We start from the raw sequence: 11,292 nt of genomic DNA on the forward strand, positions 1-11,292 counted from the left end.
TGATTCACCGCCGAACCAGCCACCACACCCAACACCCGACGACCATGCCGACGCGCATCAGACAACCGCTCCAACAACACCATTCCGACACCCTCGGACAATGTGGTGCCGTTGGCGCCGTCGGCAAACGCACGGCACCGGCCGTCTGCGGCCAGGTTCTGCTGGCGGCTGAAATCCACGAACGTATCCGGCGTCGACATAACGCTGACCCCGCCCGCCAATGCCAGCGAGCACTCGCCGTGCCGCAACGCCTGCGCCGCAAGATGAATCGCGACCAACGAGGACGAGCACGCGGTATCCACCGTGAGCGTCGGACCCTCCAAACCCAGCGTGTACGCCACCCGCCCCGACGCGACACTGCCGAGGCTACCGTTGCCGAGGTAGTCGCGCACCGCCTCGGGCGCATTCGACAACCTGCTGCCGTAGTCGTGATACATCAGACCGGTGAACACACCGGTCCGGCTGCCGCGCAACGACTGTGGATCGATACCGGCGCGTTCGACGGCCTCCCATGAGGTCTCCAACAGCAGCCTCTGCTGCGGATCCATCGCCAGCGCCTCCCTTGGCCCGATACCGAAGAAGTCGGCATCGAAATCGGCGGCGTCGTGCAGGAATCCGCCACGGTGCGTGCTGATTTTCCCAGCCTTGCCCGGCTCGGGATCATAGAGCGATTCGAGGTCCCAGCCGCGGTCAGCAGGGAAGTCGGAGATCGCGTCGCGGTCATCGGCAACCAACTGCCACAACGCTTCCGGCGAATCGACGCCGCCAGGATAGCGGCAGCTCATCGCCACGATCGCGATCGGCTCGGCCACCGCGGACCCGGCCACCGCGGACCCGGCCTGTTCTGGAGACGGCCCTGCCCCGACCAGCTCGGCGTCGAGAAAGTCAACCAGCGCCAACGGATTCGGATAGTCGAATACCAGCGTGGCGGGCAGCCGCACCCCGACCACCGCGCTGAGCCGGTTACGCAACTCGACGGCGGTCAGCGAATCGAATCCCCAGTCGCGGAAGGCGCGGCGCGGGTCGAACTCCATCTCGTCGCCGTGCCCGAGTACCGCACCGACATATGTGTACACGATCTCCAGCAGAGCCGCGCTGCGCTGCGCGGCGGGCAGGGCACTCAGCTTGTCACGCACTGAATCTGCCGCGGACGCACTCGCCGCGGACGGACGGACCGACCGCACGGGTGCGGCGCGCAGTACGGCGGGCAGCACTGCCGAACGATCCAGCGACGCCCGATCCAGCCCGATCGGGACGAGCACCGGTGCCGTCGAATCGAGCGCGGCATCGAACAGTGCCAACCCCTGCGCGGTGGTCAGCGGCCGCACCCCGCCGCGTGCCATCGCGGCGAGATCGGCATCGCTGAGATGTGCGGTCATTCCGGTGCGTTGCTCCCAGAAACCCCAGGCGAGTGCGAGCGCGGGTAGGCCGAGCGACCTGCGGTGCTGCGCGAGCCCGTCGAGGAATGCGTTCGATGCCGCGTACCCCGCCTGGCCTGCGGCGTCGACGGTGCCCGCGGCCGAGGAGAACAGGATGAAGGCGGACAGGTCAAGCTCAGCGGTCAGCTCGTGCAGGTGCCAGGCCGCATCCACCTTGGGCCGCAATACGGCGTCGAGACGTTCGGCGGTAAGGGTCGACACCAGCCCGTCGTCCAACGCGCCTGCCAGGTGCACCACCGCCGTCAACGGGTGCGCGGTGGGAATGGTGGCGAGCAGCGCGGCAAGCTCACCGCGATCGGCGACATCGCACCGCGCGACCGTGACGGATGCGTCCAGGTCGCTGAAATCCTCGTCCGTTACCCCACTTCTGCTGACCAACAACAGGTTCGACACTCCGTGCGCGGCGACGAGATGGCGGGCGATAAGGGTGCCGAGCACCCCGGTGCCGCCGGTCAGCAGCACGGTACCCTCGCCCCATCCTGCAGACGAATCCGCGAGAATACGTGCACCGACCAGGCGAGGCACCCGCGCAACGCCGGCGCGCACGGCCACTTGCGGCTCACCCGAGGCCGCCGCGGCTGCTACCTCGGCAGGTACCGCGGCCGCGGCGGTGTCCACCAGCACGATCTGATCCGGGTTCTCCGCCTGAGCCGCACGCACCAATCCCCATACTGCCGCGCCCGCCAGGTCCTCGACGGCCTCGCCGCCGACCGACACCGCGCCGACCGTCCACACGACAAGTCGGGATTCGACCGGGCGGGGGACCGAAATCCATTGCTGCACAGTGCGCATCACCAGGGTGACGACGTCTCGGGTCGCCGCGACCGGGTCGCCACTACCGGCCGCCGAGAGCACGACGAACCGGGTCGCCGGATCGATCGCGCCGAGACCGGCGGCGGTGATGAGCGCGTGATCCGCAGCAACACCGAGGCCGCCCGGCAGCATCGGCCAGTCGACCCGGAAGAGCGCGTCGGAGGTGAACGGGAATGCCAGAGAACCGGATTCGATCGGGCGCGAGACCAGCGTGTCGACCGAAGCCACCGGAGCTCCGGCGCTATCGGCGAGCTCCATGCTCAGCGTGTCCGTGCCGATCCCGCGAATCCGGATACGCAGCGACGTCGCCGCGGACCGATACAACGAGACACCCGACCAACTGAACGGCAGCTGCGCGGGACCGTCGGTATCGGCCAGCGCCGCAGCATGCAGAGCCGAGTCGAACAATGCGGGGTGTATGCCGAATCCGTCGGCGTCGAGGTCGAGGTCGACCTCGGCGAACACCTCCTCATCGGTCCGCCAGACGGCCCGCAAGCATTGGAATGCGGGCCCATAGTGATATCCCTGGCGCGCGAGACGCTCGTACCCATCGTCGAGCCGCACCGGCCGTGCTCCGGCGGGCGGCCAGCTGACCAGGTCGAAGGTGGGCCCGCCGGTGTCCAGCGCGAGCAATCCGGAAGCGTGTCTCGTCCACTCATCCGCTGTGCCCGCGGGCCGGGCATGCACGCTCAACGTTCGGTTCGAACGCTCAACTGGGGGACGGCAGTCGGCGGAGCCGACGGGGTGGGTAGATGCTCGTGGACCGACCCGCACTTGCAGCTCCACGGCCGCACCACTGAACAGGAGCGGCGCCTCGAGGGTCAGCTCCTCGACCCGCCCGCAGCCCAGATGATCGCCCACCGCAATGGCCAGCTCCACGAAGGCCGTACCGGGCAGCAGCGGGGTGTCGTCGATGGCGTGATCAAGCAGCCAGGGCGCGGTCACCGTGGACAGCCGACCGGTGAACAGTACAGCGCCGTCGTCGGCAACCGAGACGATCGCACCGAGCAGCGGGTGGTGAGCGGCCAGCAATCCCGCCACGGACAAGTCACCTGCCGACCGGGAACGGCCGAGCCAAAACCGCTCTCGCTGAAAGGGATAGGTCGGCAAATCGATGAGGCGCGGTACGGTGCTTACGCCCGCCCTACTCTCACTCGCGAAAACCGGCGTCCAGTCGATCGGCACGCCATGGGTATAGGCCTCGGCCACCGAGGTGAGCCAGCGCAGGACGCCACCGTCGTTGCGGCGCAGCGAGCCGACGACGGTCACCTCGCTACGGACTGCATCGGCCGTCTCCTCAACGGCGTGCATCAGCATCGGATGCGGGCTGCACTCCACGAAGACGCCGTAGCCGACGTCGATCAGCGCCCGGACCGCCGGTTCGAAGCGCACTGTCTCGCGCAGATTCGTGTACCAGTAATCCGCATCGAGGCCCGAGGTATCGAACGGACCGCCGGTGACCGTCGAATAGAACGGGACCTCGGCGGTGCGGGGCGCGATCGTCGCCAAGTCGGCGCGCAGCCGGTCCCGGACTACCTCGACCTGCGCGGAGTGCGAGGCGTAGTCGACGGGTATGCGCTTCACCCTGGTCCCGGCGGCATCGAGGGTGGCGAATAACTCGTCAATAGCCGTGGCCTCCCCCGATACGACCACCGAGGTGGCGCCATTGATCGCGGCCACCGACAGCACGGCGAAACGGTCGACCAGCATGGCGCGTACCTGCTCGACCGGTAGCGCTACCGACAGCATCGCGCCGCCCGGGGCCACCAGTTCCGCGATCGCGATGCTGCGTAGCGCGACCACCCGTGCCCCGTCGGTGAGCGAGAGCGCACCCGCCGTACAGGCCGCCGCGATCTCGCCCTGCGAATGCCCGATGACGGCCGCGGGCTCGACGCCGTATGCGCGCCACAGCCGGGCCAGCGACACCATGATCGCCCACAACGCGGGCTGCACCACGTCCACCCGTTCGAGCGGAGCACGCGCCCGCAGGACGGTGAACAGATCCCAATCGACAAACGGGCTCAACGCGGCGGCGCATTCGGCCATCGATTCGGCGAATTCCGGTGCAGCATCGAGCAATTCGGCGGCCATGCCGAGCCATTGGCCGCCTTGTCCCGGGAATACGAAGACGATGCGCGACTCACTGCGGAGGTTACCCACAACGAGGCCGTCCACGGCCGCGTCGGCTCCGTCGGACGCGAGGCGATCCAGAGCGGCGCATGCTGACGGCGCGTCGTCGGCGATCACCACGGCCGTGTGCTCAAGCAGCGCACGGGTGGTAGCCAGCGAGTACGCCACCTCGCCCGGGTCGGCGGAGGCCAACAGCTCACTCACCCGTTGCGCTTGTGCGGCAAGCGCTTTGGCGTTGCGCGCCGAGACGATGAAGGGCATCGGGCCGGACAACGCGTGCCCGGCGGCTGGCTGCGACTGTGGCGCGCTTTCCAGGATCAGGTGCGCGTTGGTGCCGCTGATGCCGAAGGAGGACACCGCGGCCCGGCGTGGCGCCTCGTGATCCGGCCAAGCCCTGGCCTCGGTGAGTAGTTCGACGTTGCCCGCGGTCCAGTCGACCGTACTGGTCGGCTCGGCGACATGCAGCGTCTTGGGCAGCGTGCCGTGCCGCATCGCCATGGCTATTTTGATCACGCCCGCGACGCCTGCGGCCGCTTGGGTATGGCCGATATTCGATTTGATCGAACCGAGCCAGAGCGGAACTTTCCGGTTGCGGCCGTAGGTGTTCAACAGCGCCTGGGCCTCGATCGGATCACCGAGCGGGGTACCGGTTCCGTGCGCCTCGACCAGCTGGATCTGCTCCGGTGTCAGTCGGGCGTTCGCCAGGGCCGCCGCGATCACGCGCTCCTGGGACGGCCCATTCGGCGCGGTCAGGCCATTGGACGCACCATCGGAGTTGATCGCGCTACCGCGCACCACGGCCAGTATTCGCCTGCCGTTGCGTTGTGCGTCGGACAGCTTCTCCAGCATCAGGATTCCGGCGCCCTCACCCCAACCGGTGCCGTCGGCGCCGGAGGCGAACGACTTGCAGCGGCCGTCCGCGGACAAGCCACCCTGCCTGCTGAAGTCGACGAAGGCGTCCGGGGTCGACATGATCGTCACCCCACCGGCCAGCGCCAGCGTGCACTCGCCCGCGCGCAGCGCCCTGGCCGCCAGATGGATCGCGACCAGCGATGCGGAGCAGGCCGTGTCGATAGTGACGGCAGGCCCCTCCAGCCCGAGCACGTAGGCGATCCGGCCGGTGGCGATACTGCCGAGGGTCCCGTTGCCGAGGTACCCTTCCACCCCTTCCGGCGCAGCCGCGGGCCAGGTGCCGTAGTCGTGGTATATGAGACCGGCAAAGACGCCGGTTCGACTGCCACGCAGGCTCTTTGGGTCGATACCGGCCCGCTCGACCGCTTCCCAGGACACCTCAAGCAGCAACCGCTGCTGCGGATCCATCGCGAGCGCCTCGCGTGGGTTGATGCCGAAGAACGCCGCATCGAAATTCGCTGCGCCGTCGATGAAGCCGCCGCGGTCGACGTGCGTTTTTCCCGGGGCGTTCGGGTCGGGATCAAAAAGGTTGTCCAGGTCCCAGTCCCGGTCCTCGGGAAAGCCGCCCATCGCATCGACGCCCGCATCGACCAGCTGCCACAATTTCTCGGGTGTGTCGACACCACCTGGATAACGGCAGCTCATGGCGATGATGGCGATCGGCTCGTCGATCGAGGTAGCCAGCCGGGCTTGCTGGTCGCGCAGCCGCTCGTTCTCCAGCATCGACTCGCGCAGGGCCTCGATGATCTCTTCGACTGATGCGTCCACGACGGAGCCACTCCTTCGATCAGTTGCCGCCGCGCCGGCTCATCGCCGCGCGAACGAGTTCGGATACGTCCATGTTCTTGATCGCCGCGGTGGTATCGGCCACGGCCGACACCGGCTCCGGCTCGGACCCAACAGGCTGACGATCAGGCCCGTCCAGCGCGGTCAGCTGTTCGAGCAATCCGGATTCCCGCAAGCGGGACAACGGGATTCGGCTGAGCAGCGCGCGCACAGCTGCGTCATCGGCGGCTCGATCGGCATTACCTGCCAGGCCGCGTACCTCATGTCCGGTGACCAGGTGCCGCGCCGGACCGGTGTCACCGGTGATCAACCCCGTGCCCGCCGGATCGAAAGCTCCAGGCATGGTGAGGACAAGTTTTCCGGTATGGCGGGCTTGGCTGAAGAACCGCATGGCCTCGCGAGCGCGCCGGACATCCCACGCTTGCACCGGCAACGAGTGCAGCGAACCGTCTTCGAACATCGCGGCCAGCTCCGACAACATCTCTTGGATACGGTCGGGACCGGCATCGAAAACGTCGAATGCTTGATAGTCGACTCCCGGATACCGTTGTGCGGTTTCGCGGGCATCACGTATATCGGTCTTCCCCATTTCGAGGAAACGTCCACCACGCGGTAGCAGCCGCAACGAGGCATCCACGAATTCCCCGGACAAGCAGTCCAGGACCACATCCACTCCGCGGGTATCAGTAGCGGACATGAATTTCTCTTCGAACTCAAGGGTACGGGAGCTCGCGATGCGTTCCTCCGCGAACCCCATATCCCGCAATATGTTCCATTTACCCGGGCTCGCTGTCGCGAGGACATCCAGTCCCCAACTCTTCGCCAACTGGACCGCCGACATACCTACGCCACCCGTGGCGGCGTGGACCAGTAACGACTCGCCGGGACCGACACCGGCAAGGTCTTTCAACGCGTAGTAGGCGGTCAAGAACACCACCGGCACCGCAGCGGCTTCGGTGAACGACCAGCCTTCTGGCATTCCGGTGACCAGGCGGTGATCGGTCACCGCGACCGGGCCGATCCCTCCCGGCACCAAGCCCATCACTCGATCACCTGGAGAAATCCCGGAAACATTCTCGGCGATGTCGAGCACAACACCGGCGACTTCACTTCCTATCAGCGCATCGCGATCGGGATACATGCCCAAAGCGATGAGGACATCACGGAAGTTCAGTCCACATGCCCGCACTGAAATACGGATCTGTCCGGGTTCGAGCTGAGCGTCTGCTTGTGGATATTCACGCAAGACCAGCGCATCCAAGGAACCGCCACCAACGGTTTCCAACCGCCACGAGCGGTCCACCGGCGCGACCAGTTCAGTGGTGGTGGTATTCAGGACCCCGCCACCGGTGACCGCACCCGCCGGTGCGCTCCCGCCCGCCGGTGCCGATTCGGCCGGTTTCAGCTTGGCAAGCACGAAATCGGCCAACGCCGCGGGCGTCGGGTAGTCGAAGGTCAGCGTGGCGGGCAACCGCAGCGCGGTGAGGGCGGTGAGTCTATTGCGCAACTCCACCGAGGCCAGCGACTCGAAGCCCAATTCGGTGAACGGGCGCTTGGGTTCGATCGCCTCCGGTCCGTCATGGCCGAGCACCCCGGCTATTTCGGCGCGCACCGACCGCAGGACGATATGCCGACGGTCCGCGAGCGGGGCGGCGGCCAACCGGTCGGCCAGCGAGGCCGTGGTCGACGCAACCACCCGACGGGTGGGCACAGTGACCAAGTCACGCAGGATCGCGGGCAGGCGGTCCTGCTGTCTGCGCAGGACTGCGAGATCCAGCGAGGTCAGCACATAGGTCGGAACCGTGCCGGATACCGAAGCATCGAAGAGGGCGAGCCCTTCGGCCGGATCCAGTGCCCTGCGACCTGATCGGGCGATGCGCGCCCGGTCCGCGTCGGTCAGCCCGGCGCCCATACCGACCTCGGCCCACAGGCCCCAGGCCAGCGCGACCGCGGGCAGGCCGTTCGTCCGCCGGTGCCGAGCTAGCGCCTCGAGGAATAGGTTCGCCGCCGCGTAATTGCCTTGCCCCGCCGCGTCTATCGTGCCCGCCTCCGAGGAGAACAGTACGAAATTCCGCAGTGGCCGCTGTGCGGTCAGCTCGTGAAGATACCAGGCGGCATCCGCCTTGGCGCGCAACACCGTATCGATGCGCTGCGGGGTCAGCGAGTCGACCAGACCATCGTCCAGCACGCCCGCGGCGTGCACCACGCTGTCCACCGGATGCGCGGCCAGCAGCGCCGCCACCTCATCCCGGTCGCCGACATCACAGGCGACCACGGTGAGCGCCACGTCGAAATCGGACAGCTCGTGCCGAATACGCTGCGCCGCCACTGATTCCGGACCGGTACGGCTGGCCAGGACGAGCGAACGCACCCCGTGCGCGGTGACCAGATGCCGGGCGATCAGCGCGCCGAGACCGCCGGTGCCGCCGGTAATGAGCACTGTGCCCCAGTCAGATTCGGCGTCGGCGGGTGCCTGCACGCGGCGCAGCCGGGGCACCAGCATCGTACCGTCGCGCACCACCAGCTCGGGCTCCTCGTAGTCGAGCAGTGCCGCGGGCAGTACCGCCGGCTCATCTGCCTCGACGAGCACGATCCGGTTGCCGCCCTCCGCCTGTGCGGCCCGCACCAGCCCGGCGACCGGACCATCGTCGAGTCCACCGCTGGTACGGACCACCAAGGTGGCTGCGGCATACCGCTCGTCGCGCAGCCACGCGGTGAGTACCGACAAGGTGCGTGCCAGCGCCGAGCGCAGCGTGGCCAGTACGTCATCGGTACCGGCGCTGAGCACTGGCCAGACGACGACGTCGGGTACCGTGGCCCAGTCGCCGAGACTGGCGGCGTCGTCGAGCACCACCCACCGCCGATCGCTCTGTGCGAGCGTGGGCGTCGGCGCGATCAGGTCGACGGTGAACATCGAGCGGGCCCAATTGCCGCCGCCTGCGAGTGCGTTCGCCTGCACCGGCCGGGTCGCGTAACCATCGACGGATGCGACGGGCCTGCCCTGGTCGTCAGCGAGGTCGATCCGCACCTCGTTCGCACCGTCACGGGTCAGCCGAATCCTGGCCGCGGTGGCGGCGCCGGCGTGCAGTGTGACGCCGTTCCATGCGAACGGCAGCATGACCTGCCCGTCCGGGGCTGTGTCGCCCTGTGTTTCGAACAGGGTGGTCGCGTGCAGCGCCGAATCGAGCAGCGCGGGATGCAGACCGAACCGATGCGCGTCGGGATGCGCCGACTCGGTCAGCGCGAGCTCGGCGAAGATCTCCGAGTCTCGACGCCATGCGGCCTGTACTCCTTGGAAGACCGGTCCGTACTCGTAGCCTTGCGCGAGCATCGAGTCGTAGAGCCCGGATACATCGATGGGCGTCGCACCCGGCGGGGGCCATGCGGTCAGCGGGTGTGGCGAGGTCGCGGTCTCGGTGAGCTGACCGGTGGCGTGTCGGATCCATTCCGCGGCATCATCATCGGCCCGCGAGAAGATCTCGACCGTCCCGTCGGCGGCGGCGACTTGCAGCTGTACCGCGGTCGCCGGCGTGAGCACCAGCGGTGCGTGCAGCACCAGCTCCTGCAGTGTCGCCGTGCCGAGCAGTTCGCCTGCGCGAAGGGCGAGATCGACGAATGCCGTGCCCGGCAGCAGCGTCGTGCCGAAAACCGCATGCTCGGCGAGCATCGGATGTGTTGCAGTGGAGATCTTTCCGGTGAGCAACAACCCACCTGATCCCGCCAGCCGCACAGCGGCGCCGACCAGCGGATGATCGATCCGCTGTTGCCCGACTGCGCCCGCATCGCCGCGCATGGCAGGCATGTCGAGCCAGAACCGCCGGTGCTGGAACGGATAGGTCGGTAGGTCGATCCGGGCGGCGGACCCGTTAGGATTCAACGCCGTCCAGTCGAGTGTCGCGCCTCGGGTGTGCATAGTCGCTACGGCCGTGAGCAATTCGGTGTCGTCGGGTCGCCCTCGACGCGCGACCGCCGTGAAGACGATATCGTCGGCGTCGTCATCCGCCAGGCAGTCCGGACCCATAGCGGTGAGCACGGCGTCCGGCCCCAGTTCAACGAACGTGCTGACACCTCGCCTGGCCAGGGTGGTCACCGCGTCGGCGAAGCGTACGGCCTCCCGTGCGTGGCGCACCCAGTAGTCCGGCGAGCGCAGTTCAGCCGCGGTGACCAGCCTGCCGGTAAGCGTCGAGACGATGGCGATAGTGGGGTCGGCGGCCGCCACACCCGCGACCACTGCGCCGAACTCGGCGAGCATCGGCTCCATCCTCGCGGAGTGGAACGCATGGGAAACGTTGAGCGCCTTGACCTTCCCGAAGTGTGCCGCCGCCTCCAGCACCGCATCGGTGTCGCCGGAGAGTACCAGCGATCGGGGGCCGTTGATCGAGGCGATGTCGACCCGCTCGCCGAGCAGGGGACGCACCTGCTCCTCGGTGGCGCGCACCGCGGCCATCGTGCCACCTGCGGGCAGCGCTGCCATCAGCGCACCACGAGCCGCGACGACGGTGGCCGCGTCCGCCAGCGACCACAGGCCGCCGACATGTGCGGCGGCCAGCTCGCCGATCGAATGGCCCGCCAGGTAATCCGGTCGCAGGCCGAATGATTCGAGCAAGCGGAACAGGGCGACTTCGACAGCGAACAACGCCGCCTGGGTGTACTCGGTGTTATCCAGCAGCTCGGTGAACTCGCCGAATACGACATCAGCGAGTGGCACCGCAAGCGATGTGTTCAGGTGGTGTGCGGCCGCGTCGAAATGCTCGGCAAATACTGGGAATTCGGCGTACCAACGGCTTCCCATTCCGGCCTGTTGCGCCCCTTGCCCGGAGAACAGGAATGCCAGCCTGCCGTCGCGGGCCGAACCTCGGACGGTGCCTGCCGTGGTGTTGCCATGCGCGAGTTCCGCCAGGGCCGAATCGAATTCGGCGTGGTCGGAGGCGATGATGACCGCACGTTCGGTCAATGCGCTGCGGGTGGCGCTCAACGTATGCGCAAGGACGCGCAGGTCGGTGACCGGCAGCTGCCGCAGGTTGTGCGCCTGTGCGGCCATCGCGTCGGGATCATGCGCCGATATCGGTAGTAAGATCGGATTTTGCCGCAGCGCAGGCTTTTCCGGCTCGGCCACTGGTTCGTCGGGCGCTTGTTCGATGATCACATGCGCATTCGTGCCACTGATCCCGAACGACGAAACACCCGCCCTACGCACACCTTCGGACACCCA

Annotated in this window: 2 protein-coding genes; both read right to left on the bottom strand. The window is 67.6% G+C overall.

What is annotated here, in order from left to right; genetic code table 11:
• On the bottom strand, positions 1-6,062 hold a 6,062-nt coding region (locus ACIA76_RS43145; protein ID WP_397161319.1), incomplete at its 3' end, for a type I polyketide synthase.
• A gap of 19 nt (positions 6,063-6,081) precedes the next feature.
• On the bottom strand, positions 6,082-11,289 hold the full coding sequence (locus tag ACIA76_RS43150) for an SDR family NAD(P)-dependent oxidoreductase (protein ID WP_397161320.1): 5,208 nt from the start codon (positions 11,287-11,289) through the stop codon (positions 6,082-6,084).
• Between the last annotated feature and the right edge of the window lie 3 nt (positions 11,290-11,292).

It is taken from the genome of Nocardia sp. NPDC051570 (assembly GCF_044454005.1).
Taxonomy (GTDB): Bacteria; Actinomycetota; Actinomycetes; order Mycobacteriales; family Mycobacteriaceae; genus Nocardia.